20 protein-coding genes are annotated in these 24,703 nt (G+C 70.0%); 9 read left to right on the forward strand and 11 right to left on the reverse strand.

Annotated elements, in window-relative coordinates; translation table 11 throughout:
* Positions 1-119 precede the first annotated feature (119 nt).
* The 4 genes from ACGFSB_RS26815 to ACGFSB_RS26830 form a co-directional block, all read right to left on the reverse strand.
* Positions 120-734: a flavin reductase family protein gene (locus ACGFSB_RS26815; RefSeq protein ID WP_393404168.1), complete on the reverse strand. Its 615-nt coding sequence runs from the start codon at positions 732-734 to the stop codon at positions 120-122.
* Positions 735-842: 108 nt separating this feature from the next.
* Positions 843-1,664, reverse strand: a complete 822-nt coding sequence (locus ACGFSB_RS26820) for an enoyl-CoA hydratase/isomerase family protein (protein WP_393404170.1) — start codon at positions 1,662-1,664, stop codon at positions 843-845.
* A 94-nt stretch (positions 1,665-1,758) separates the two neighbouring features.
* Complete coding sequence (locus ACGFSB_RS26825) at positions 1,759-3,984, reverse strand: acetate--CoA ligase family protein (protein ID WP_393404173.1); 2,226 nt, start codon at positions 3,982-3,984, stop codon at positions 1,759-1,761.
* A 252-nt stretch (positions 3,985-4,236) separates the two neighbouring features.
* A complete protein-coding gene (locus ACGFSB_RS26830; RefSeq protein ID WP_393404175.1) occupies positions 4,237-5,427 on the reverse strand; it encodes a flavin-containing monooxygenase in 1,191 nt (396 codons plus the stop codon).
* A 265-nt stretch (positions 5,428-5,692) separates the two neighbouring features.
* Here ACGFSB_RS26830 and ACGFSB_RS26835 point away from each other — a divergent pair, with 265 nt between their 5' ends.
* From ACGFSB_RS26835 to ACGFSB_RS26845, 3 genes are all read left to right on the forward strand, one after another.
* On the forward strand, positions 5,693-6,142 hold the full coding sequence (locus ACGFSB_RS26835) for a DoxX family protein (protein WP_393404177.1): 450 nt from the start codon (positions 5,693-5,695) through the stop codon (positions 6,140-6,142).
* Positions 6,139-6,612, forward strand: a complete 474-nt coding sequence (locus tag ACGFSB_RS26840; RefSeq protein ID WP_393404180.1) for a Zn-ribbon domain-containing OB-fold protein — start codon at positions 6,139-6,141, stop codon at positions 6,610-6,612. The genes ACGFSB_RS26835 and ACGFSB_RS26840 overlap by 4 nt, the downstream gene beginning before the upstream one ends.
* Before the next feature lie 64 nt (positions 6,613-6,676).
* Positions 6,677-7,558: a GNAT family N-acetyltransferase gene (locus ACGFSB_RS26845; RefSeq protein WP_393404183.1), complete on the forward strand. Its 882-nt coding sequence runs from the start codon at positions 6,677-6,679 to the stop codon at positions 7,556-7,558.
* 121 nt (positions 7,559-7,679) lie between these two features.
* Here the strand turns inward: ACGFSB_RS26845 and ACGFSB_RS26850 are convergent, their stop codons facing one another.
* Complete coding sequence (locus ACGFSB_RS26850; protein WP_393404186.1) at positions 7,680-8,366, reverse strand: pyridoxal 5'-phosphate synthase; 687 nt, start codon at positions 8,364-8,366, stop codon at positions 7,680-7,682.
* A gap of 184 nt (positions 8,367-8,550) precedes the next feature.
* Positions 8,551-9,756 carry an acetyl-CoA acetyltransferase gene (locus tag ACGFSB_RS26855; protein WP_393404188.1) on the reverse strand — a complete coding sequence of 402 codons (1,206 nt, stop codon included), beginning with the start codon at positions 9,754-9,756 and terminating at the stop codon, positions 8,551-8,553.
* Positions 9,757-10,025: 269 nt separating this feature from the next.
* Here ACGFSB_RS26855 and ACGFSB_RS26860 point away from each other — a divergent pair, with 269 nt between their 5' ends.
* Both ACGFSB_RS26860 and ACGFSB_RS26865 read left to right on the forward strand, forming a co-directional pair.
* The gene (locus ACGFSB_RS26860; protein ID WP_393404190.1) at positions 10,026-11,333 is read left to right on the forward strand and encodes an acyl-CoA dehydrogenase family protein; all 1,308 of its coding nucleotides are present in this window, start codon (positions 10,026-10,028) and stop codon (positions 11,331-11,333) included.
* A complete protein-coding gene (locus tag ACGFSB_RS26865; protein ID WP_393404193.1) occupies positions 11,333-11,809 on the forward strand; it encodes a nitroreductase family deazaflavin-dependent oxidoreductase in 477 nt (158 codons plus the stop codon). The genes ACGFSB_RS26860 and ACGFSB_RS26865 overlap by 1 nt, the downstream gene beginning before the upstream one ends.
* A gap of 131 nt (positions 11,810-11,940) precedes the next feature.
* On the opposite strand, the gene ACGFSB_RS26870 is transcribed toward ACGFSB_RS26865, so the two are convergent.
* A complete protein-coding gene (locus ACGFSB_RS26870; protein ID WP_383271483.1) occupies positions 11,941-12,588 on the reverse strand; it encodes a TetR family transcriptional regulator in 648 nt (215 codons plus the stop codon).
* A 363-nt stretch (positions 12,589-12,951) separates the two neighbouring features.
* Between ACGFSB_RS26870 and ACGFSB_RS26875 the strand changes: the two genes are divergently transcribed.
* Positions 12,952-15,387, forward strand: a complete 2,436-nt coding sequence (locus ACGFSB_RS26875) for a PQQ-binding-like beta-propeller repeat protein (RefSeq protein WP_393404271.1) — start codon at positions 12,952-12,954, stop codon at positions 15,385-15,387.
* 177 nt (positions 15,388-15,564) lie between these two features.
* Here ACGFSB_RS26875 and ACGFSB_RS26880 read toward each other — a convergent pair whose 3' ends face one another.
* The 3 genes from ACGFSB_RS26880 to ACGFSB_RS26890 form a co-directional block, all read right to left on the reverse strand.
* The gene (locus ACGFSB_RS26880; protein WP_393404197.1) at positions 15,565-16,347 is read right to left on the reverse strand and encodes an enoyl-CoA hydratase/isomerase family protein; all 783 of its coding nucleotides are present in this window, start codon (positions 16,345-16,347) and stop codon (positions 15,565-15,567) included.
* The gene (locus ACGFSB_RS26885; RefSeq protein WP_393404199.1) at positions 16,344-16,799 is read right to left on the reverse strand and encodes a Zn-ribbon domain-containing OB-fold protein; all 456 of its coding nucleotides are present in this window, start codon (positions 16,797-16,799) and stop codon (positions 16,344-16,346) included. The genes ACGFSB_RS26880 and ACGFSB_RS26885 overlap by 4 nt, the downstream gene beginning before the upstream one ends.
* Before the next feature lie 86 nt (positions 16,800-16,885).
* On the reverse strand, positions 16,886-18,037 hold the full coding sequence (locus ACGFSB_RS26890; RefSeq protein WP_393404201.1) for a lipid-transfer protein: 1,152 nt from the start codon (positions 18,035-18,037) through the stop codon (positions 16,886-16,888).
* A gap of 125 nt (positions 18,038-18,162) precedes the next feature.
* Here ACGFSB_RS26890 and ACGFSB_RS26895 point away from each other — a divergent pair, with 125 nt between their 5' ends.
* Complete coding sequence (locus ACGFSB_RS26895) at positions 18,163-19,767, forward strand: FadD3 family acyl-CoA ligase (protein ID WP_393404203.1); 1,605 nt, start codon at positions 18,163-18,165, stop codon at positions 19,765-19,767.
* Positions 19,768-19,820: 53 nt separating this feature from the next.
* On the opposite strand, the gene ACGFSB_RS26900 is transcribed toward ACGFSB_RS26895, so the two are convergent.
* Positions 19,821-20,198 carry a VOC family protein gene (locus ACGFSB_RS26900; protein WP_393404205.1) on the reverse strand — a complete coding sequence of 126 codons (378 nt, stop codon included), beginning with the start codon at positions 20,196-20,198 and terminating at the stop codon, positions 19,821-19,823.
* A gap of 147 nt (positions 20,199-20,345) precedes the next feature.
* On the opposite strand from ACGFSB_RS26900, the gene ACGFSB_RS26905 reads away from it, so the two are divergent.
* Positions 20,346-20,942 (forward strand): TetR/AcrR family transcriptional regulator, encoded by a 597-nt coding sequence (locus ACGFSB_RS26905; RefSeq protein ID WP_393404207.1) that lies wholly within the window; start codon positions 20,346-20,348, stop codon positions 20,940-20,942.
* Between the two features lie 50 nt (positions 20,943-20,992).
* Positions 20,993-24,550, forward strand: a complete 3,558-nt coding sequence (dnaE, locus tag ACGFSB_RS26910; RefSeq protein ID WP_393404209.1) for a DNA polymerase III subunit alpha — start codon at positions 20,993-20,995, stop codon at positions 24,548-24,550.
* Positions 24,551-24,703 lie beyond the last annotated feature (153 nt).

Below are 24,703 nucleotides of genomic sequence, written 5' to 3' on the forward strand. Positions count from 1 at the left end.
TGCCTGGGGGTCTGGGTGCCTGGGGGGTCTGGGTGTCTGCTCTGGTGCCTGGTGGTCGCGGTCTGTTGTACGTGATGAACGTGGCGGTCGGTCTTGCGTGTTGAACGTGGCGGTCCGTCCTACGTGCTGAACGTGCCGAACGCGCCCTTGTGGAACAGGAGCGGTTCGCCGTCGGCGGTCGCCCCCAGCGCGTCCACCCGGCCGACCACGATCAGATGGTCGCCCCCGGTGTGCACGGCCTGGATCGTGCAGTCGATCCAGGCCGGTACGCCGGTCAGGCGGGGCGAGCCGGTGACGGGGGCGGGGTCATGGTCCACGCCGGCGAACTTGTCGGCGCCGCTCACGGCGAAGCCGCGGCACAGCGCGCCCTGGTCCGCGCCCAGGATGTTGACGCAGAAGACGCCCGCACGTGCGATGCGGGGCCATGTCGTCGACGTACGCGCGACCATGAACGAGACGAGGGGCGGGTCGAGGGAGAGCGAGGAGAAGGACTGGCAGGCGAACCCGGCGGGACCCGGTTCGCCTGCCGCTGCCGGTGCCGTGACAACGGTCACGCCGGTCGCGAAGTTCCCGAGCACACGCCGGAATTCGCCCGGATCGAGTGGCGCCCGCTCGTCGTCGCCGACCGCCCGCAGCTGAGGGCGCGGCAGGGCTTCGACCGGGCCTGTGGTGGTCGGTGCTCCGACCGACCTGAGGTATCGGACAGCGGTGGCCGCCATCCCTGCGTGTCCCATCACATCCCCCATTGAAGCTGACGGGTCGTCAGATTGGAAGGGTGCGGAGGCTGCCGCGTGGGCGGGCTTCGGGGCAGGTCGCCGGCGGCGTTCTTCAGCGGACAGACGTCAACGGCCCTCGTACGAAGGCGAACGCCTCTCCACGAAGCTGGCCACCCCCTCGTTCGCGTCCGCCGTCGTCATGTTGATCTCCTGCGCGGCGGCCTCCGCGGCGAAGGCGGTCGCACGGTCCGAATCGAGGGCGGCGTTGACCAGTTGCTTGGTCATGGCGATGGCGCGGGTCGGACCTGTGGCCAGGCGTTCGGCCCAGGCGCGGGCCGTCTTCTCCAGTTCGTCGGCAGGTACGACGCGGTTGACGAGCCCGAGGCGTTCGGCGTCCATGGCGAGGAGCGAGTCCCCGAAGAACATCAGCTCCTTCGCTCGCTGCGGCCCGACGAGGCGGGGCAGCAGATAGGCTCCGCCGCCGTCGGGCACCAGGCCCCGGCGCACGAACACCTCGATGAACTTGGCCTGTTCGGCCGCGATGACCAGATCGCAGGCGAACGCGAGGTGCGCGCCGATCCCGGCCGCCGTGCCGTTGACGGCGGCGATCACCGGCTTCTCGCAGTCGAGGACGGCGGCGATGAGGCGCTGGGCGCCCAGCTTGATCGTGCGGGCCACGTCGCCGGGCACGCGCTCGGCGGCTGCGGGGGCTCCGCGCAGGTCGGCGCCCGCGCAGAATCCCTTGCCGGTGGCGGTGATCACGACGGCACGGACCGCGGGGTCGGCGGAGGCCTCGGCGAGCAGCTGGATGACGCGTTCGCGCTGGTCCCAGGTGACGGCGTTCATGGCTTCGGGACGGTTGAGAGTGATCCACGAGACGCCGTTGTCAGTGGTGTGGAGTACCAATGAGTCGAGGGAGTTGACCGAGTCGGGGGAGGTGCTTGTCATGGGGGAACGGCTCCGTTCGTTCATCTTGCGCTGCTGGGTGATCGTGTGGGTGGGTGGGAGACATTCGCCGCGAGGCGGCGTCCTGAGAACCCACTCACCGGCAGACGGCCAAGGCATCGAGCGCGACAGCGCCCTGCCCCCGCGGCAACACCATCAGGGGGTTGATATCCAGCTCCGCAAGGTCATCACCCAGCTCAAGGGCCATCCGCTGCACCCGCAGCACGACCTCGACGAGCGCGTCGATGTCAGCCGGGGGCGCGCCACGGACCCCGTCCAGCAACGGTCGCCCGCGCAATTCGGAGAGCATCGCGAGGGCCTGGTCCTCCCCGAAGGGCGGCACCCGTACGGCCACGTCCCGCAGGACCTCCACCAGGACACCGCCGAGTCCGACGGTCACGGTCGGCCCGAACAGCTCATCGTGCGTCACGCCCACCACCATCTCGACGCCCCGCTCCACCATCTGGCAGACGAGTACGCCGTCCAGCGCGATCCCTTCGTAGCGGGCGATGTCGGTCAGCTCCCGATAGGCGTCGCGGACCTGGCTGGCCGAGGTCAACCCGACTTTCACCAGGCCCAGTTCACTCTTGTGGGCAAGCCGCGCACCGGACGCCTTCATCACCACCGGGTAGCCGACGAGCCCCGCCGCCCGCACGGCCGCCGCCGCGCTCGTCACCAACTGCTCGCGCGGTACGCGAATCCCGTACGCGCGCAGCAGCTGCTTCGCCGCGTGCTCGCTCAGCTGCTGAGCGGGCCGCATCAGGGCCTGGGCCTTGCGGAAGGAGGGCGATGCCGTGCGCGGGGCGTCGGCGAAGGGGGAGCGGTAGCGGGTCGTGAAGCGGTGGTGGTCCAGATAGGCGCGCACCGCCGTGATGCAGTTGGCGAAGGTGCGGAAGGTGGCGACGCGCGACGAGCCGAGCAGCGTTGTGCGGTAGGCCTCCTCGGTGCCCACGGGCGAGCCCCACACCACGCACACCAGCTTGTCCGTCTGTTCCGCCGCGTCCACCAGGTCCTGCGCGAGCTTGTCGCTCATGGGCGGGAAGGGTCCTGTGATGGGGCAGATGAGCACCCCCACCTCAGGGTCGTCCAGGATCGCGTCGATGATCTTCCGGCCGCGCCAGTCGCCCACCGGGTGACCGCCGTTGTCGACGGGGTTGGTGACGTTCAGGTAGTCCGGTATCCACTGGTGCAGCTCCGTCTGCTTGGCGTCCGAAAGCGCGGGGAGCCGCAGCCCCGCCTCGGTCGCCAGGTCCGAGAAGTGCGCGCCCGTGCCGCCCGAGATCGAATACACCACGACGCCCTCGGCCTGCGGAGGCCGAGCCCGCGCCAACAGGGCGGAGGTGTCCTGGAGTTCGTCGAGTCCGTCCACGCGGATCACGCCGTACTGCCGCATCGCCGCGTCGACGACCGCGTCGGCGCCGGTGAGCTTGCCGGTATGTGAGGCGGCCATCCGGGCGCCGGTCTCCGTGCGGCCCACCTTGACCGCGACGACGGGCACGCCGTGCTGGGCGGCGCGGTCGGCGGCGAGCAGGAAGGAGCGGCCGTCCTTGAGGCCTTCGACGTAACAGGCGATGGCTCCGACCTCGGGGCGTTCGGCGAAGTAGGAGATGAAGTCGGCGGTCTCCAGGTCTGCTTCGTTACCGGTGGGCGCCCAGTGGGAGAGGCGCACGCCGATCTCCTGCATGGTGAAGACGGGGCGGCCCTGATGTCCGGACTGGGTGATCAGGGCGATCGCGGGGCCATCGAGATCGTCGCGGAACTTCTCGAAGGCGTTGAGGTTGGTGTTCGGCCCGAGCAGCCGGAGCCCCGAGCGCTCGACGGCGGCGGCGAGGCGGGCCTGGGCGGCCGCGCCCTCCTCGCCGGTCTCGGCGAACCCGGAGGCGAAGGCGACGGCGAACTTCACCTTGGACTCGGCGAGTTCCTCGATCACGGGAAGGGGATCGCTGACGAGGAGTACGGCCAGATCGACCTGTTCCGGCAGGTCCGCGACGGAGGGGAAACAGGGGATGCCGAAGACGGCCTGACGGGTGGGGTGCACGGGATGGAGCCGGGCACCGCACCGCTCGGCCCAGGCCATGAGCTGGCGTGTGATGCCGGTGTTCGGCCGCCCCTCGGCGTCCGATGCGCCGATGACGGCGACGGACTCGGGACGGAAGAACCGGTCGAGGTCCGGTACGTCCGCGTGCAGGGGACGGCCGCTGACGTCCAGGTCGTCGGCCGTGGCGGCCTGGCCGTGGACGGTAGGTGCCGGGGCTTCGCCGCAGGCCACAACACGCGCGCGGCGGGGGTCGGTGGTGAAGGTGCCGTATGTCGATCCAAGCATCGGTCCGCCCGCTCCTGTGTGACAGCAACTCAACTGACGCTCAGTCAGATTACTGAACTGACGCTGTGTCAGGAACAGGGCTGCACGCAAAGCCTGAAGCGGATGCCGCAGGGGATCTGCTGTCACACCCGTACCCAGGTGCACCGGCGTACTACCCCGCCCCGGCGGTCGGGGCTGCCGGGGCGGGGGGTTCAAGCCATCGGGGCGGAGCGGGAGGGCACGGACGCGAGGGCACGGACGCGAGGGCGCCGGTCAGCGTGTCCTGCCGCTGCCGCTGCCGCTGCCGCTGCCCGCCACCGCCTTCGCGATCTTCTCGGCGTCCCGGGCCAGTTCGCGGAGCATCCCGCTGATGGGGTTGGTGAACCCGGTGAAGTAGAGGCCCGGGGCCGAGTGCGGGGTGCGGGCGCCGCGGACGACCGGGGCGCCCTTCTCGTCCAGTACGCCGAGGTCGCCGAGGAGGGGCTCAAGGGCGCGGCGGTAGCCCGTGGCGGCGATGACGACCTCAGGGGCGATGCGGGTGCCGTCGGCCAGGACGACCTTGCCGTCCTCGAAGGACTCGACGGCCGCGACCGGTTCGACCCTGCCCTTGCGCACCGCGTCGATCAGGCCCACGTCCTGCACCGGGATCGCGCCCTCGTTGACCCGCGAGTACAGGCCCGTGCCGGGCCGGGGAAGACCCTGCGCGGCCAGGTCGGGGACGCTCGCCTTGGCGATCGGCCCCGCGAGGCGGTCCACGAGTGCGACGGGCAGCCTGCGGCACAGGATGCCCATGCGCTGCGCGGACCAGCCGGCCGTGGAGCGGCGGACGATGTGCGGCACGGTGCGCACCGCGATGCGGACGCGGGCCGCGCCGCCGTCGATGAGGTCGACGGCGATCTCGGCGCCGGTGTTGCCGACGCCGACGACCAGGACGTCCTTGCCTTCGTAGGGGCGCGGGTTGCGGTAGTCGCTCGCGTGCAGGAGTTCGCCCGCGTACGTGTCGCGGCCGGGCCAGCGCGGCAGGCTCGGCGTGTGGTTGTAGCCGGTGGCGACCACCACCGCGCTGCCGGTCAGCTCCCGCCCGCCGGTGGCGTGCAGCAGCCACCCGGTGCCGTCGGCCGCCTGCTCCAGGCGGGACACCTCGACGCCGGTGACGATCTCCAGTTGGTGGAACTCGGCGTACTTCTCCAGGTAGCGGAGGACGTTGTCACGTGACACCCACCGTCCGAAGGCGCGGGGTATCGCGAGCCCCGGCAGTGCGGAGAGGCGGCGCGTCGTGTGCAGGTGGAGGCGGTCGTAGTGCGCGCGCCAGGAGGCGCCGACCCTGTCGGACTTCTCGAGCACGACCGCGCGTACGCCGCGTGCGCGCAGGGCGGCCGCCACGGAGAGCCCGCCGGGTCCGCCACCGATGACGTACACAGGGCGGTCGTGGTGTGGCGCTTGTGGGGGAATGGTGTCGGCCATGAACCTGAGAGTAATCAGGTGGTCACTTGATGGGGGACGGTCAAGCTCCAAACCGGTTGCGAATTGATCACGGGTGTACGTGGTGTGCCCTATGTCCATGGCCCGCCCGCTCCTCGGACGCGGTACACCTCTTGCGTACGAGGGGCTCGTGCGCTGAACTGACGTACCGTCAGAAACGTATCGTCAGAAACCTGTGCCGTTTCAGAAACCTGTGCCGTTTCAGGAATCTGCGCCGTTTCAGGAACTCGCCCCCGGAGGTCGCCGCATGGACACGATCTGGCTCACCGGCGCCGAATGGCTCGCCGTGCTCCGCATAGGCCTCGGCCTGTGGTGGCTGGAGAGCTGGCGGCACAAGGACAAGAAGAGCTGGTTCGAGGGCGCGGGGATCGCCTGGGCAGCGGGCGTCGCCGAGAAGCACAAGTGGAACGCGGTCCGCAGCGGCTTCGACGCGGTGGTCGTGCCCCGCCCGAAGACCATGGCGTACGTCGTCGTCTACGCCGAACTCGCCCTGGGACTCGGCCTGATCGTCGGCTTCCTCACGCCGATCGCCCTGATCGGCGGGCTGCTGCTCAACGTCATCTACCTCGTCCTCATGATCCACGACTGGGCCGAGCAGGGGCAGAACGCGATGATGGCGCTGATTTCGCTCGTCGCCCTCTTCGCCATGTCCTGGCAGTCGTGGTCGCTGGACAACGTGATGGGTTTGTTCCTGTGAGCACCGCTTCGGCGGGCGCCGCGAACCCGCGTTTCGACCTCCCCGAGCCCGACGCCTTCACCCGCCCCTACTGGGACGCCGCCGCCGAAGGCCACCTGCTGCTGCGCCGCTGCGGCGCGTGCGGCAAGGCGCACCACTATCCGCGCGAGTTCTGCCCGTACTGCTGGAGCGAGGAGGGCGGCTGGGAGCGGGCGAGCGGCCAGGCCACGCTCTACACCTGGTCCGTCGTCCACCGGAACGACCTGCCGCCGTTCGGCGCCCGCGTCCCGTACGTCGCCGCGGTCGTCGACCTCGCCGAAGGCCCGCGCATGATGACGGAGATCGTCGACGGCGGGGACGGCGGGGACGGCAGGGACGGCAGGGGCGTCGGGGGTGAGCTGCGGATCGGGATGGCGCTGGAGGTGGCGTTCCGCGAGGCGGAGGGGGAGGGGGAAGGTGTGACGGTGCCGGTCTTCCGCGGCGCGCGGTGACGGCGGCCCCGGCAGGCGTCGTAATCCGCTTCTGTCGAGGGTGTGGCATGGGGGATCATGACCTATGGACTCCTCAAACGCACCCGTCGCCACCTGGCAGTTGACCGCCGACCTCGGTCAATTCCTGTCCCGCGCCCAGAGTTTCCTGCACTCGGACCCCGCCGCGCACACGGCGCTGCTCAGCGTCTCCGACACCCTGCGCACGCGTGGCCTTCATGTGTACGGGGAAGGGGAGCCCCTCTTCGGGATCCGTACCGAAGGCGGTGGCGCCGTGTGCGGAGTCTTCGTGTGGACCCCGCCGCACCGCCTCGCGCTGAGCCCGCTCGCCGACAGGGCCGCCGCCGACGAACTCGCCGCGCTGCTCGCCGACGCGGGCGAGAAGCTGCCGGGAGTCGGCGCCGAGCGGGACACCGCGGAGGCGTTCGCGCAGGCCTGGCAGCGGAACACGGGGGCTGTCGCCGATGAGCTCCACCGCGACCGCCTGTACCGCCTCGGCACCCTGACCCCGCCCGAACCCACCCCGGAAGGCAGGGCGCGCGTGGCGGGCGACGCTGACCGGGAGCTGCTGGCGCGCTGGCACGGGGAGTTCGGGGAGGCCATCGGCGAGGCCGGTGCGATGGACTCCGGCACGTGGGCCGACTCCCGTATCGCCTACGGAGGTATCACCCTCTGGGAGACCCCCGACGGCACCCCGGTAGCGATGGCGGGCGCCACCCGCCGCGTCGCGGGCCAGGTCCGGGTCGCCCCCGTCTACACCCCCGCCGAACTGCGCGGCCGTGGCTACGCGGGAGCGGCGACCGTCGAAGTCAGCCGTGCCGCGCTGGCCGCGGGGGCGGACGAGGTGCTGCTCTTCGCCGACCTCGCCAACCCCACGAGCAGCGGGCTCTACCAGCGGATCGGCTACCGGCCGGTGCGGGACTTCACGCAGTACGGCTTCGGGCAGTGAAGTCTTCAGTGAAGTCTCATTGAAGCCGCCTCAGTGAACCCTTCAGCGCCTCAGTGAAGCCTACAGCGCCTCAGTGAACCCTTCAGCGCCTCAGTGAAGCCTACAGCGCCTCAGTGAAGCCTTACGGCCACAGCAGCTCCTTCGCCCAGCCGCCGTCCGTCTCCCTCCGGTACCGCAGCCGCACGTGGCGCCGCCGCGCGTCTCCCTGGAAGAACTCGACCTCGTCCGGTTCGAGTACGTACAGCGTCCAGCTCGGTGCCGGGGCGTCCGGCTCCGCCTGCGCGTGCTCCCAGGCGGCCTGACTCGCGGCCACCAGATCCCCGTACGACGGCAGCACTTCGCTCTGCCTGCCGACCAGTGCCGAAGCCAGTGCCCCGGGCGAACGGCGTGCGAGGTCGGCGCGGCTCTCGGTGGCGCTCGCCGTCGTGACCCGGCCCCGCACCCGGACCTGGCGGCCCTGCACGGGCCAGTAGAAGCCGAGCGCGGCCTCGGGGCGTGCCGCGAGCTGGCGGCCCTTCGCGCTGCCCGCATGCGAGCCGAAGTGCCATCCTGCCGCGTCCGCGTCGTGCAGCATCAGCGTCCGTACGTCGGGGCGGCCCGACTCGTCCGCCGTGGCCAGGCTCATCGTGTGCGGCTCCACCTGGCCTGCCTCGGCCACGTCCACGAACCACTGCCAGAACAGGGGGAGCGGGGCCGCGGGGGCGGTCGCCAGGTCGAAGGCGGGCAGTCCGGTGTCCCAGACGCGGAGGGTGCGGAGGAGAGCGCGCCCGTGGGCGGTGTCGTCGGGCCTGCTGTCGGAATCGTCCATCCGGCGAATCTACGTGAGCGGTCGCCGCCGCCGGGCAGGTCGTAGAGGTCGAAGAGGTGGATGAGGGGGACGAGGTGGATGAGGTGGACGAGGCGGACGAGGTGGACGGAGGTGGACGAGGTGGACGAGGTGAAGCCTCTCCTCGATGGCGCGCCACACCTCGCCCGCCCGGCAGGAGGGCCCCTCATCCCCGGCCGAGCACCACCGTCCCCGACGAGCAGAACCACCCGCCCGTCCCCGACGCCACCGCCACCTCCGGGAGCCTGCCTCCCGCCCTGCGCACCTGGCGGCCCTCACCCGCCTCGCCGCGCAGTTGCCGTACCGCCTCCACCAGCAGGAACAGGCCTCGCATTCCCGGGTGCTGGGCGGAGAGCCCGCCGCCGTCCGTGTTCGTCGGCAGCTCGCCGTCCCGCAGCAGGCGGCCCTTCTCCACGAACGCGCCTCCCTCGCCCTTGGGGCAGAATCCCAAGTCCTCCAGGGTCACCAAGGTCATGTAGGTGAAGGCGTCGTAGATCTCCGCCACGTCGACGTCGGCGGGGCGAATCCCCGCACGCTCGAACGCCAGACGTCCGCTCACCGCCGCCGGGGACACCGTGAAGTCCTCCCACTCCGACATCGTGGTGTGCGAGACGTGCTCGCCGGTGCCGAGCACCCACACCGGCGTCGACGCGCAGTCGGCCACGTACTCCTCCGCCGCCAGAAGCACCGCGCATCCGCCGTCGGAACGTATGCAGCAGTGCAGTTTGGTGAACGGGTCCGCGATCATCGGGCCGCTCAGGACCTCGTCGACCGTGATCGGGTCGCGGTACATCGCGTCGGGGTTCGTCGCGGCGTTCGCCCGCGCCTGGACCGCCACCGAGGCGAGCTGTTCGAGCGTCGTGCCGTACTCGTGCATGTGGCGGCGCGCGGCCATCGCGTACTTGGAGATCAGGGAGTGGCCGTACGGGACCTCGAACTGGAGGGGGCCTCGTGCGCCGAACGACAGGTTCGACGTACGCCGCTTCGCCTTGATGTCGGCCCTCGCCGTCGAGCCGTACACGAGGAGCACCGCGTTCGCGCGCCCCGCCGCGATCGCGTCCGCCGCGTGCGCCGCCATGACCTCCCAGGTGGAGCCGCCGACGGAGGTGGAGTCGACCCAGCGTGGCTTCAGGCCCAGGTACTCGGCGACCTCGACCGGCGCGAGCGTGCCGAGGCCCGCCGACGCGATGCCGTCGATGACGTCACGGCCGAGGCCCGAGTCGGCGAGGGCGCGGCGGGCCGCCTGGGCGTGCAGGGCGTAGGGGGTGGCCTCGTCCACGCGGCCGCAGTCGGCGAGGGATATGCCTACGACGGCCACCTTGCGGGGGCGGGCTGCCGCCTCACGGGGGCGGGAGGGGAGGGTAGTTGGCATGAATCTGACGGTACATCAGATACGGAGGGTGGCGGGAGGTCTCGGGAGGTCCAGGGAGTCCTCGAGGGGACTCGAGGGGACTCGGGAGGTGGTCCCCCGTGAGCGTGCGGGAGTGGTCCCCGTGCGGGAGTGATCCCTGTGCGGGAGCGATCCCCGTAGGCGTTACGTCTCGTCGCAGCCCTGTGCATCTGCCGGGCGCCGCCCTAGCATGACGGCCCGTCAGATCTGGGTCGGCGGACACCGCCGCGACCCGGGGGAGGAGCCCGCCGATGGACGCCGCCTTCACCGCGGAGCAGGAAGAAATCCGCCGCACCCTTCGTGAGCTCGTCACCAAACGCTGCGGGCCGGACGAGGTGAAGGCCGCGGTCCGCACCCCCGTCGGATACGACGCTGCCCTCTGGTCCGCCCTCGCCGAACAGCTCGGCCTGGCTCGCCCAGGGGAATTCGGAGGGGTGGGCTGTGGGGCGGCCGAACTAGCCCTAAGTGGCGAGGAATTGGGGCGGGCACTCGCTCCCTCCCCCCTCTTCGCCACCGCCGCCCTCGTCACCCCGCTCCTCCAGCGCCTCGGCACCGAGGAGCAGCGGGCTGAGCTCCTGCCCCGGATCGCGGCGGGGGAGCTGACCGCCGCCCTCGCGGTGCCGGGCACCGGACTCGCCACCGCGCTCGGCCTCGTCGGCGACAACCTCGGCGATTGGTCGGGCGGCGGGCGCGCGGGCGGTGTGCAGGCCAAGATCTCGGACGGCGCCTGGCGGCTCTACGGCCAGGCGGAGCAGGTCCTCGACGGGCACAGCGCGGGGCTGCTCGTCGTGGCCGCGCACACGGGTGGCTTCGCCCGTTCCCGTACGCTCCTCTATCTCGTGCGCGAGGGGGCCGCCGGACTCGTACGATCCCGGCAGACCTCCCTGGACGAGACCCGGCCGCAGGCGCGAGTGGAACTGCGGGACGTGGAAGCGGAGTTGCTGGGCACAGCTGCCAATGCCAATGCCGATGGCGATGCCGATGCCGCGGATGACGCCGATGTGGCGGGCGCGCTCGCCGCCGTCGGTGACGCCGCCGCCACCGTGCTGGCCGCGGAGGCCGTGGGCGCCGCTGACCGTGCGCTTGAGCGGACCGTCGAATACGTCAAGCAGCGCGAGCGGTTCGGGCGGGCGATCGGCTCCTTCCAGGCGGTCAAGCACCGGCTCGCGGATGTGTATGTGCAGGTGCAGGCCGCGCGGTCGGCGGCGTACTACGCCGCGTGGGCCGCGGGGGCAGGCACCGAACGGGTGGGTGGGCTCGCGCTCGCGCAGGCGCTCGACGCGCTGCGGACCGCCGCGTCGGAGGCCGTACAGCTGCCCGGCGGCATCGGCTTCACCTGGGAGAACGAGGCGCATCTCTACTTCAAGCGGGCATCGAGCGACGAGCTGCTCTTCGGGCCCGTCCACCGGCTGCGGGCCCGTGCGGCGGAACAGGCGGTGCTGTTCGGAGCCGAGCCGGGAGCGGCGTCGGGAGCGGCGTCGGGGTCGGCGTCAGGAACTGGTCGCGGACCGGCGCCCGGATCGACACCCGGCTCCCCCCAGAACCGGCTGGCCGTCTGATGGCCCCCGGTGTCCGGCTGATGCAGAAGGTGTCGTCCACCAGGACCTTCGCGAAGATCGCGCCGCACTTCATCCCCGCGATGGACCGCACGGTGCACCGCCTCACGCGCGGCAAGGTGCTGCTCAGCGCGAAGATGCTGCCGGGGGTGATCCTGACGGTGCGCGGCGCGAAGAGCGGGCTGCCGCGTACGACACCGCTGGCCTGTATGCCGGAGGAGGCGGGCAGCTGGATCCTCATCGGCTCCAACTTCGGGCGTCCGGGACACCCCGCATGGACCGCCAACCTCATCGCCCATCCGGACGCCGACGTCAACTGGCGGGGCGTGGACATCCCGGTCACCGCACGGCTGTTGGCGGGGGATGAGCGGGCGGCTGCCTGGGCGGCGGTGCTGGAGTTCTGGCCGCCGTACGCGACGTACCAGTCCCGCATAGAGCGGGAGATCCGCCTCTTCCGTCTGGAGCGGCGTACGGAATAGATAGACGGGATAGATAGACGGGATAGGCAGAACGTCGGCTGGAGACCGCAGCGGCGGATCACTGGTACACCGTGATCCGCCGCTGCGGTGACAGGACTTGAGGAAGCGTCAGAAGACAGTCGAAATTTGCCCTACTTCGTCGGCTTCTTGCCTGTTACTCCCAGATGCACCAACAGCGCCAGGTTGGGCTTCAGTTCGGCCTGCTTGACCCCCCACGTCTGGAAACCCCGCTGGTGCGAGGCGACCGCGGCGAGCATCGCCACCAAAGAGCCCGCCATCGCGGCCGGGTTGACGTCCTTGTCGACCTTGCCCTTGGCCTGGAGTTCCTTGACGGTGTCCGTAAGGGAGTTGTTGACCGAGTTCAGGATCTTCATGCGGAGTTTGTAGAAGCGTTTGTCGCCCTCGGCGGCGCCCAGATCGACGACCCGGAGGATCGCGTCGTTCTTGCGCCAGAAGTCGAGAAAGCCCTCGACGAGCTCCTGCGAGGTCTGCCATCCCGCCTTGCCGACCCAGGAGCGGCCGTCAAGGAGCTGGGTCAACTCGGCTCCCTCCGCGGCCATTTGCTCCGCGATCTCGAGGACGGCGCCCTCGACGTCGGGGAAGTACTGATAGAAGGTCGCGGGTGAAGTCCCCGCCTTCCGGGCGACGTCGATGACTTTGACGTCCCGGTAGGGCGAGGAGCTGAGCATCTCGCTGAGGCAGTCGAGCAGCTTCTGACGCGTCGCCTGACCGCGCCGACCGGCCACGCGGCCGTCGACGGTACGTACCTGTCCTGTCATGCCGTCAGCTTACCGAGGGGTGATCGGAGCGCGATTCGGCCGAGTGCAAATGGGGTTGTGTGCGGTATTGGGGGGCGTATTCCTCGCGCCACTCCCTCGTCACTTCTCCCGTCACTTCTCCCGTCATTCCTCGCGCCGCCCCGTGCGTCCACCGAATAGCCCAGACGTTCGAATCAGGTTTCGCTCACAAATCTCCTTCTTCTTACGTCTTCTTTGTCCCACAACACCCTGATCCCGCCCCCGGTTCGCAACCACCGCCCCGGACAGGAAGAATCAGGGTGCGTGCCGCCGGAGCGGCTCGGTGGTGAGACGCTGCACGGGGCTGCTCATACGGCGCCCGCGTACGGGGAGGTGGCAGGGCAAGTGGTGGATCAGCTGACGCAGCACGATCCGAGGCGGATCGGCCCGTTCGAGGTGCTCGGCCGGCTCGGAGCCGGTGGCATGGGCCTTGTCTACCTCGCGCGCTCCGCGTCAGGGCGGCGTGTGGCGATCAAGACGGTCAGGACCGAGCTCGCCGAGGACCAGCTGTTCCGTGTCCGCTTCACGCGCGAGGTGGAGGCGGCACGCGCCGTGTCCGGCTTCTATACGGCCGCCGTCGTGGACGCCGACCCGCGCGCCGCCGTGCCGTGGCTGGCCACCGCCTACGTGCCCGCTCCCTCGCTCGAAGAAATAGTGAATGAACACGGGCCGCTGCCCACCCAGGCCGTGCGCTGGCTCGCGGCCGGTGTCGCCGAGGCCCTGGAGTCCATCCACGGCGCGGGCCTCGTCCACCGTGACCTCAAGCCGTCGAACGTCCTCGTGGTGGAGGACGGGCCGCGCGTTATCGACTTCGGCATCGCGTCCGGCGTCTCCAACACCCGGCTGACCATGACGAACGTCGCCGTGGGCACGCCCGCGTACATGTCGCCCGAGCAGGCCAAGGACTCGCGCAGCGTCACCGGTGCGAGTGACGTCTTCTCGCTCGGCTCGATGCTCGTCTTCGCCGCCACAGGACACGCGCCCTTCCACGGCGCGAACCCCGTCGAGACCGTCTTCATGCTGCTCCGAGAAGGTCCTGACCTGGAGGGACTCCCGGACGAGCTCCGTCCGCTCATCGAGACGTGCATGCAGATGGAGGCGGTGCTCCGGCCCAGCCCCGCCGACCTCCAGGCCCAGCTCGCGCCGCACCTCTTCGCCTCGGAGAGCGAGGACGGCGACAGCGGTACGGCGTCCGCGTGGCTGCCGGAGCGTGCCGTCGCGCTCATCGAGGCGCGCCGGGGCGGCCGCCCGCCCGCGCGCCCCGCGCTGTCCGGCTCCGGCAGGAGCGGTGGACGTGGTGGGCAAGGCGGGCACGGCGGGCACGGTGGCGGTGCGTCCGCCGTCTCACCACCCTCCCCCCAGCACGCGTCACCACCCTCCCCCCAGCACGCGTCACCGCTCTCCCCGCAGCACGCGCCACCCCCGCCGACGCAGCCTCCGCCGTTCGGGAACGTGCCGGACGCCGGTCCCGTGCATCTCGCGGGGGCCAAGGTGCCGATCGGTCCGGGACCGCGAGTGGCCGACGCGCGGGCCGCCGCCGTAGGCGCTGTGCCCGCCGAGACCGGCCTCGCCGCCTCGTGGTCGCGGTCCAGGGCCGCGGCGAACGGCGTCGACCCCGTGTTGCCCGCCCCCACCGCCGCGCCGGACGCGGGGGCCGCCTGGCGGCCGTGGCGGTTCCGGATGTCGAACGACGTGTGGGGGACGCCCGCCGTCGCGGGGAATCTCGTGTACGTCACGTCCTTCGAGGTCCACGCCCTGGACGTCGGCACGGGCCGCCGCAGCTTCAAGACGCGGGACGTCGCCTGGTCCATGGCGGTCGCCGACGGACGTATCCACGCATCCGACGGCCCGACGCTGTACGCCCTCGACGGCGCCGAAGGCAACGACCTCTGGCGCCTGTCGACCGACGCCTGGGTGTACTCCCTCCAGGCCGACCGTGGCACCGTCGTCACCGGGACGCGCGGCGGCGGCGTACAGGCCTGGGAGGCCGCGAACGGCGAGAAGCTCTGGGAGATCACCGGGGCCCAGACCGACTTCGAGACCCCCGAGGCGGGACCCGTCGTCCACGACGGCACGGTCTACATCTGGAAGGACGCACGCCTACGTGCGCTTGAGGCCCGTACGGGCGACGAGCGGTGGTCCTACCCCATCGGCGACGCGGCCTCCTGCGGCGGCGTGCCGGTGCGGCTCGCGCCCGCGGAGGACGGGTATGTGTACGTGTCCGCGGGCACGCGCGTCCTCGCGATCGACGTGGTCGGCGGGCATGTGCGCTGGCACTTCGAGGCGCCCGCCGCGTTCCTGTGTCCCCCGGCTTTCGCGCCGGGGCCCGCCGTCACAGGCGGCGGTGTGTATCTGGCGGACTACCTGGGCACGGTGTACGCCCTCGACGCCACGGACGGGCGTGACCGCTGGCGCATCGCCACGGAGTCACGTGCGTCGATCGAGCCCGTCCTGGTCTCCGACGGGCATGTGCACGTCGGCAGCGGCAAGGGGCTCTACACGCTGGACGCGGTGACGGGCACGCCGAAGTGGCGGTTCCAGGCCGGTGGCGAGGTCGTCGGCACGCCGGTCGTCGCCGACCGCCGCATCCACTTCGGCTCGACGGACCACCTGCTGTACACGCTGAAGGCCGACGACGGCCGCCTCCGCTGGAAGCTGGCCACGGGCGGCGAGATCACCGGGGCGCCCGTGGTGCGTGACGGGGTGGTCTACGCGTGCAGCAAGGACCGATGCGTGTACGCGTTGGACGCGGAGCGGGGGACGGGGACGGCGCGGTCCTAGGCGGGTCTGGCGTACCGCCCGTACCGCCCGTACCGCCCGGTTCCAGGCGCCTCCGCGCGTCGGGTCACGCCTCGTGACGGCCGTCGCACCAGCTTTGGAAGGGGCTCCGGACGGCGGCCGTCCACTCGTGACATTACGCCGCCCGAGTGAACCCCGCGAGGCGGCAGCTGGCCGCGCTCACCTGGTGCGGAAGCCGCTGCCGCGCCCCGTGAACAGCCCCGCCTGCCGTTCCGGCGGCAGATTGCCGAGCGCGATGAGGTGCGGTGCCTGGGCCAGAGCCGGGCCGCGGGCCGCTTCCTTCGCCGCCCAGAGCGCACGCACGGTGCCTTGGACCGGCTCGGTCGGATGGGAGGCGATGACCTCAGCCGCGCGGGTCGCCGCCGTCAGGAGGTCTGCGGACTCGGCAAGCTCGGAGACCAGGCCCGTCTCGTACGCCCGACGGGCCGAGATCCGCTCGGCCGTACCCATCAGCGACATCCTGGCGACCTCGCCGTACGGCATACGCTGCGCCATGAGGATCGCCTCGTACGCGCTGACCATGCCGTACGTGGTGTGCGGGTCGAAGAACGTGGCGTGCTCGGCGGCGATGACGAACTCCGCCTCGCCCAGGAGGTAGAAGGCGCCCCCGCACGCCATGCCGTTGACGGCGGCGATGACCGGCTTCCACAGGTCGTTGGCCTTGGGCCCGATGGAGAGGAGCGGATCGTCCATCGAGTAGGGGGAGCCGGGTTGCGGTACGTCCGTATCGCGGTCGATGCCGGTGCAGAACGCCTTCTCCCCGGCGCCGGTGAGGACGATCGCCCGCACGGTGTCGTCGAAGCGGAAGCTCCGCCAGGTGGCGGTGAGTTCGGCAGCCGTATCGGGGTCGATGGCGTTGTGGCGAGCGGGGCGGTCGAGGGTGACGACCGCTACGCCGGTGTCCTTGTCGACCGCCGTACGGACGGCACCCGTGGCTGTCATGGCCGCTCCAGGAGCCAGCGGGGCATCGCGATCCCGTCCACGTCGGTGAAGGCGACCTGCACCTTTGCGCCGATGCGCAGGCGGTCGGGGTCGACGGAGTTCAGCGGGGCGTCGGGGGCGGCGACGAGGTTGCCGACCAGGCGGATGCGGGGGGCGTCGGTCAGTTCGACGACGATCGCGTTGTACGGGGCCTGTGCCGCGTAGGCGGGGAGCAGGGGTGGGTGCGGGCGTACGTAGGACCAGATGCGGCCGCGGCCGGTCATCCTGCGCCATTCGCTGTCGAAGGACTGGCAGTGGGGGCAGCAGGGCCTGGGCGGGAACCTTAGCTCGCCACAGGCGGGAGCGCCGCAGGCCTGGATTCGGAGTTCGCCCTGGGCGGCGTACTCCCAGAAGGGGGCGCCGTCACTGTCGATGGTGGGGGTCAGCAGGGGCTCGGTTGTTGCGTCTGCCATGTTCCTGGCCTCTTCCGGCTGGCGGGTTCGTCTGTGGTTGCTCGCGCTCACGCGGCGGAGCCGCATATGTCGCAGCCCCGCGCCCCTCAGGGGGCCCGCAGCAGCACCGCCGACGTCGGGACGCCCTCGCCCGCCGTCACCAGGCACGTCGACGCGTCCGGCACCTGAGCCGTGCTCGTCCCCCGCAGTTGCTTCACGCCCTCGTTGATGAGGTTGAAGCCGTGGACGTACGCCTCGCTCAGGCCGCCGCCCCCGGTGTTGATCGGAAGCCGTCCCCCGCTCTCCAGTGCGCCGCCCTCCGTGAACGCGCCGCCCTCGCCGCGCCCGCAGAAGCCGTAGCCCTCCAGGGACAGCGGGATCAGGGGCGTGAACGCGTCATAGATCTGCGCCACGTCCACGTCATGAGGGCCGAAGTCTGCCTGCTTCCACAGGTGTCGGGCCGCTGTCCAGGCGGGGCCCGTCAGCGGGTCGTCGTTCCAGTAGTTGACCATTCCGTGGTGCTGGGCGGGCAGCCCCTGGGCGGCGGAGTGGACGTACACGGGCTTCTGGCGGCAGTCACGGGCCCGCTCGGCGGACACGATGACGCACGCCAACGCGCCATCGGTCTCAAGGCAGTTGTCGAACAGGCACAGCGGTTCACTGATCCATCTCGACGACATGTACATCTCGCGGGTCAGTGGCCGCTCGTACATCATCGCGGCCGGATTCTGGTTCGCCCGGTTCCTGCACGCGAGGGCGACATTGAACAGGTGGTCGCGGGTCGCGCCGTACTCGTGCATGTAGCGGCGCGCCAGCATCCCGATCTCGTCCGCCGGGCGGAGGAGGCCGAAGGGCCGGGTCCACTGGGCGGGGGTGGGGAGTTGGACCGCCGTGTTCTTCCAGGGGCGCGGTCCGCTGCCCCGTTTCCGGGAGCGCCAGGCGACGCCGACGCTCGCCTGCCCGGTGGCGACGGCGGACGCGAGGTGCGCGATGGTCGCGCAGGAGCCGCCTCCGCCGAAGCCGACCTTGCTGAAGAAGGTGACGTCGCCGGCGCCGATCGCCTTGGCGACCTCGACCTCGTCCGTTTCCTCCATCGTGTACGAGGCGAACGCGTCGACCTCGGACGCGGCGATGCCCGCGTCGTCGAGCGCGGCGACGATGGCACGACAGGCCAACGTCTTCTCATCATCGGGCAGTTGCTTGGCGAAGGCGGTCTGCCCGATCCCGACTATCGCTGTAGCGTCTTTGAGTGAAGCCATGGGCAAGGACACCTCCGCGAGCGGCGAGCCCCAGGGCTTCGCCATACGTCGTCCCGACTGCTGACAGCGCGTCAGGTTACCGTTAATCTGACGGAGTGTCAGCTACTGCGGTGGGAGGGCTTGCGATGCGCGGCGACCTCGAGTGGGGCAGCGTTCCGGGACTGGTCCGGGCGGCGGCCGAGCGGTACGGAGACCGGGAGGCGGTCGTCGAGGGCCGCACCCGGGTCTCGTACGCGGAGCTCGGCCGGCGGGTCGAGAGGGCCGCCGCCGCGTGTATGGCCAACGGCGTCAACGCCGGTGACCGCGTGGCCGTCTGGGCCCCGAACACGCTGGACTGGATCGTCTCGGCCCTCGGCGCGGTGTCGGCGGGCGCGGTCCTGGTCCCCCTGAACACCCGCTTCAAGGGCACAGAGGCGTCGTACGTCCTGGAACGCAGCCGAGCGAAGCTGCTCTTCGTGACGGGCACCTTCCTCGGCACGTCGTACGTCGCCTCGCTGCGCCGCGCAGCCGCCGAGGGGAAGGGAGACGGCCCCCTGCCGGGCCTCCCGCACCTGGAGCAGGTGGTGGTCCTGTCCGACGACGCCCCGGAGAACTTCCGCACCTGGAAGGACTTCATGGCCAGCGGCGACGGGGTGGGCCTCGATGCCGTACGGGCACGGGCGGACGGCATCGACGGGGCGGCACCCTCCGACATCATCTACACCTCGGGCACCACGGGCCGCCCCAAGGGCGCGATCATCACCCACGCGCAGACGCTCCGCTGCTACGGAATCTGGAGCGAACTGGCGGGCCTGCGCGAAGGCGACCGCTACCTCATCGTCAACCCGTTCTTCCACACCTTCGGCTACAAGGCGGGGATCATCGCCTGCCTGATGCGGGGCGCGACGATGATCCCGCAGCCGGTCTTCAACGTGGACACGGTCCTGGCGAACGTGGCGGCGGAACGGATCTCCGTCCTCCCCGGCCCACCCACCCTGCACCAGTCACTCCTCGACCACCCCGCCCGCGACCAGCACGACCTGTCGGCCCTGCGCCTGGTGGTGACGGGAGCGGCGGTGGTCCCGCTCCAGCTGGTCGAGCGCCTGCGCACCGAACTGCACATCGCTACGGTCCTGACGGCATACGGCCTCTCCGAGGCGAGCGGCATCGTCACGATGTGCCGCCAGGGAGACGCGGCCCGCGTGATCGCCTCCACCTCGGGCAAGGCCATCCCGGACACGGAGGTCCGGGTGGTGAGTCCGGGGGGCGAGGCGCTCTCGCCGGGCCACCCCGGCGAGATCCTCGTACGCGGACACAACGTCATGCAGGGCTACTTCGAGGACCCGGCAGAGACGAAGAAGGCGATCACCCCGGACGGCTGGCTGCGGACCGGGGACGTCGGGGTCCTCGACGAGGCGGGCAACCTCCGCATCACGGACCGGATCAAGGACATGTACATCGTCGGCGGATTCAACGCCTACCCCGCCGAGATAGAGCAACTCATCGGCGTGCACCCGCAGGTGGCGGACGTGGCCGTGATCGGCGTCCCGGATCCGAGGCTCGGCGAGGTGGGCAAGGCCTACGTGGTGCGGCGGCCGGGGGCGGTGCTCACGGCGGACGACCTGATCGCGTGGTCGCGCCGCGAAATGGCGAACTACAAGGTCCCCAGGGAGATCGAGTTCGTGACGGACCTGCCGAGGAACGCGAGCGGGAAGGTGCTCAAGCAGGAACTGCGGGGCCGCCGGGACTAGCTGCCGCCGGGACTAGGGGGCGAGGGGGCGAGAGGGCGAGAGGGCGAGAGACCCTAGTCGCCCGCCCGCTCGGCGGCACTGCGCTCGACGCAGAACTCGTTGCCCTCCAGGTCGGTCAGCGTGACCCAGCCGCGCCCGTCGGGCTGGCGGTGGTCCTCCGAGACCTCGGCGCCCAGCTCCAGGAGCCGCTCGACCTCTTCGTCGCGGGTGCGGTCCTGCGGCTGGAGATCGACATGGACGCGGTTCTTTATGGTCTTGCCCTCCGGCACGGTCACGAAGAGCAGAGTGATGCCTTCCGCGCTGACCATGGCTTCAGGATCCCCGGGGAAGTCGTCGTCGGCGATCTTCCCGCTGAGGACTTCGGCCCAGAAGGTGCCGAGTCGGTAGGCGTTGGAACAGTCAAAGGTGAGGTGACGCACGAGAGTTGCCATGGACGGCACTATCGGCGAGGGGGCGGGGACTGTCCATCGAGTTTCGGGCCCTTGGCGACTTGAAGGATCGTTCTGAACCAATGTTCTGAACGTACGTTCTGAACCTCCGTTCTGAACGAACGTTCAAGACTGTTGTACGGTAGCCCCATGGGACACCGAGAACAGCTGATGACCGGCGCCAAGCGATGCCTCCAGGAGCGGGGATACGCCCGCACGACCTCCCGGGACATCGCGGCCGCCGCGAACAACGCGCCCGTAGGGACGATCAACTACCACTACGGCTCCAAGGAGGCCCTGCTCAACGCCGCCCTCCTGGAGACCCTCATGGAGTGGGGCACGGCGATCGTGGCCGTACCGCCGGAGGCGCCGGCGCCCGAGCCCCTGGAGCAGATGTGGACCCGCATCATCGGCTCCCAGGCCACCGACCGCCCCATGCTGGTGGCCAGCACCGAGGCCTTCGCGCAGGCCGAGCGCGCACCCGAGATCCGCGAGCAGATCGCAGCCGCGTACGAGCGGGCCCGCCCCGAGATGGCCGCCCACCTGCACGGCATCGACGCCGCAGAGGACCCGGAGACGGCCCGCGCGGTCGGCTCGGTCCACATGGCCCTGGTCGCGGGCCTGACCCAGCAGTGGCTCATCGACCCCGACCACGCGCCATCGGCACGCGAGATGGCGGTCGGCCTGCGCGTCATCGCCCAACGGCTGGAGGAGGAAGCCGAGTCCACCCCGACCGCCGCTGACTGATCCACGGACCGATCGACTGACCGATCGACTGACCGACCATGGGAGTGGAAGTGCCAGTGCCGCAGCCCTTCACCCACCTGCACGTCCACACCCAGTATTCGCTCCTCGACGGCGCTGCCCGCCTCGGCGACATGTTCAAGGCCTGCGCTGAGCTGGGCATGTCGCACATCGCGATGACCGACCACGGCAATCTGCACGGCGCGTACGACTTCTTCCACCAGGCCCAGGGCGCGGGCGTCACGCCGATCATCGGCATTGAGGCGTATGTGGCGCCGGAGTCCCGCCGCGACAAGCGGAAGATCAAGTGGGGTCAGCCGCACCAGAAACGCGACGACGTGTCCGGTTCAGGTGGCTACACCCACAAGACGATCTGGGCGTCGAACAGCACCGGCCTGCACAACCTCTTCCGCTTGTCCTCCGACGCGTACGCCGAGGGCTGGCTCCAGAAGTGGCCGCGCATGGACAGGGAGACCCTGGCCACGTGGTCGCAGGGTCTCATCGCCTCCACCGGCTGCCCTTCCGGAGAGCTCCAGACGCGCCTTCGCCTCGGTCAGTTCGACGAGGCGGTGAAGGCTGCCGCCGATTACCAGGACATCTTCGGCAAGGACCGCTACTTCCTGGAACTGATGGACCACGGCATCGAAATCGAGCGCAGGGTCCGCGACGACCTGCTCCGGGTCGGCAAGAAACTCGGCATCCCCCCGCTCGTCACGAACGACTCCCACTACACCTACGCCCACGAGTCGACCGCGCACGACGCCCTGCTCTGCATCCAGACCGGCAAGAACCTCTCGGACCCGGACCGATTCCGTTTCGACGGAACGGGATACCACCTGAAATCCACGGCCGAGATGTACGCCATCGACTCCTCGGACGCCTGGCGGCAGGGCTGCGCCAACACCCTCCTGGTCGCCGAACAGATCGATACCACCGGGATGTTCGAGAAGCGGGACCTGATGCCGAGGTTCGACGTGCCGGAGGGTTATACGGAGGTCAGCTGGTTCCGGGAGGAGGTGGCAAGGGGAATGCGGCGCCGGTTTCCGGAGGGAGTGGGGGACGCGGGGGACGCGTATGCGCGCCAGGCGGAGTACGAGATGGACATCATCATCCAGATGGGGTTTCCCGGATACTTCCTCGTCGTCGCCGACTTCATCATGTGGGCCAAGAACAACGGAATCGCGGTGGGCCCGGGTCGCGGCTCGGCGGCCGGTTCGCTCGTCTCGTACGCCATGGGCATCACCGACCTGGACCCGATCACGCACGGACTGATCTTCGAGCGGTTCCTCAACCCCGAGCGCGTCTCCATGCCCGACGTCGACATCGACTTCGACGAGCGCAGGCGCGTGGAAGTCATCCGTTATGTGACGGAGAAGTACGGGGCCGACAAGGTCGCGATGATCGGCACGTACGGAAAGATCAAGGCGAAGAACGCCATCAAGGACTCGGCACGGGTCCTCGGATATCCGTACGCGATGGGCGACCGCCTCACCAAAGCGATGCCACCGGACGCGGGCGGAAAGGGAATCGAGCTCGCGGGCATCACCGACCCCGCCCACCCCCGGCACGGCGAGGCGGGCGAGATCCGTGGAATGTATGAGAACGAACCCGACGTACGAAAGGTCATCGACACCGCGAAGGGCGTGGAGGGCCTGGTCCGGCAGATGGGCGTGCACGCGGCCGGCGTCATCATGTCCAGCGAGACGATCACCGACCACGTCCCGGTATGGGTGCGGCACACGGACGGCGTGACGATCACGCAGTGGGACTACCCCCAGTGCGAGTCGCTAGGTCTCCTGAAGATGGACTTCCTGGGCCTGCGGAACCTGACCATCATGGACGACGCGGTCAAGATGGTGGCGGCGAACAAGGGCGTGGAACTGGACCTGCTCTCCATCCCCCTGGCCGATTCCCGCACCTTCGAGCTCTTCGGACGCGGCGACACTCTCGGCGTCTTCCAATTCGACGGCGGCCCGATGCGTTCGCTGATGCGGCTGATGAAGCCGGACGAATTCGAGGACATCACGGCGGTCACGGCGCTGTACCGCCCCGGCCCGATGGGCATGAACACCCACACGAATTACGCGCTGCGGAAGAACGCCCAACAGGAGATCACCCCCATCCACCCGGAGGTGGCGGAACCCCTGCGGGATGTGCTGGGCCTGACGTATGGCCTTGTCGTCTACCAGGAGCAGGTACAGAAGGCGGCCCAGGTGCTCGCGGGCTACACCCTTGGCCAGGCAGACCTGCTGCGCCGGGCGATGGGCAAGAAGAAAAAGGAGGTCCTGGACAAGGAGTTCATCCCTTTCCGGGGCGGCTGCCGGGAGCGCGGATACAGCGACGAGGCGATCCAGGCGGTCTGGGACGTCCTGGTCCCGTTCGCGGGCTATGCGTTCAACAAAGCACATGCGGCGGCATACGCACTGGTCTCGTACTGGACGGCGTACCTGAAGGCGAATTACCCGGCCGAATACATGGCGGCCCTGCTGACCTCGGTCCGCGACGACAAGGACAAGTCGGCGGTGTACTTGAACGAGTGCCGCCGGATGGGAATCAAGGTCCTGCCGCCGAATGTGAACGCGTCGGTGGCGAACTTCGCGGCGCAGGGCGACGACGTCATTCTCTTCGGCCTGACGGCGGTACGGAACGTGGGCGCGAACGTGGTCGATTCCATCGTCAAGTGCCGTGAGCGGAAAGGGAAGTACGAGTCCTTCCCGGACTACTTGGAGAAGGTGGACGCGACCGCCTGCAACAAGCGGACGACCGAATCCCTCATCAAGGCGGGGGCGTTCGACGAGATGGGGCATACGCGCAAAGGTCTTGCCGCCTGCTATGAGCCCCTGATCGACAATGTCGTACAGGTGAAGAGGAGGGAGGCGGAGGGCCAGTTCGACCTCTTCGGGGGCGGGGCGGCGGAAGTGGCTGAGCCGGGCTTCGGGCTCGACGTCGAGTTCCCGTCCGAGGAGTGGGAGAAGGCGTATCTCCTGGCCCAGGAACGGGAGATGCTCGGCCTCTACGTCTCCGACCACCCCTTGTTCGGCATCGAGCACATCCTCTCCGGCAAGGCGGACGCGGCGATCGCGAGCCTGACCGGGGGCGAGCACGCGGACGGTGCGGTGGTCACCATCGGCGGCATCATCTCCGGCCTTCAGAGGAAGGTGACGAAGCAGGGGAACGCGTGGGCGGTCGCCACGGTGGAGGACTTGGCGGGGTCGCTGGAGTGCATGTTCTTCCCGGCGACGTATCAACTGCTGTCGACCCAACTGGTGGAGGACACCGTGGTGTTCGTGAAGGGCCGCCTCGACAAACGGGAGGACGTCCCGCGCCTGGTGGGCATGGAACTCTCGGTCCCGGACCTGACCCGCGCGGCGCCGGACGCCCCGGTCGTCCTCGACATGCACGAGCCCCAGGTGACCCCGCGCTCGGTCGGCCGCTTGAGGGAGATCCTCCGCTCGCATCCGGGCCCCACGGAGGTACGGCTGCGGGTGCGGGGGAGGGAGCGGACGACGGTGTACCGCCTTGGGTTCAGGGTCGCGGTCCGCCCGGAGCTGTGGGCGGATCTGAAGGCGGAGGTGGCGGCGGTGGTGGCTTCGCGGCCCGGCTGCGGCTGATTTGCCGACTCGGCAAATTTCCTCGCGGGTGGTGGGGGCGTGAGCCCAGGATAATGACGTACGTATCCATACGTCACGTATCTATACGTCACGTATCCATACTTCACATATCCACTGTTCCTGTTCCTGTTCCGTTCCTGATCCGGGAGGAAG

It is taken from the genome of Streptomyces sp. NPDC048441, assembly GCF_043200235.1.
Classification (GTDB): domain Bacteria; phylum Actinomycetota; class Actinomycetes; order Streptomycetales; family Streptomycetaceae; genus Streptomyces.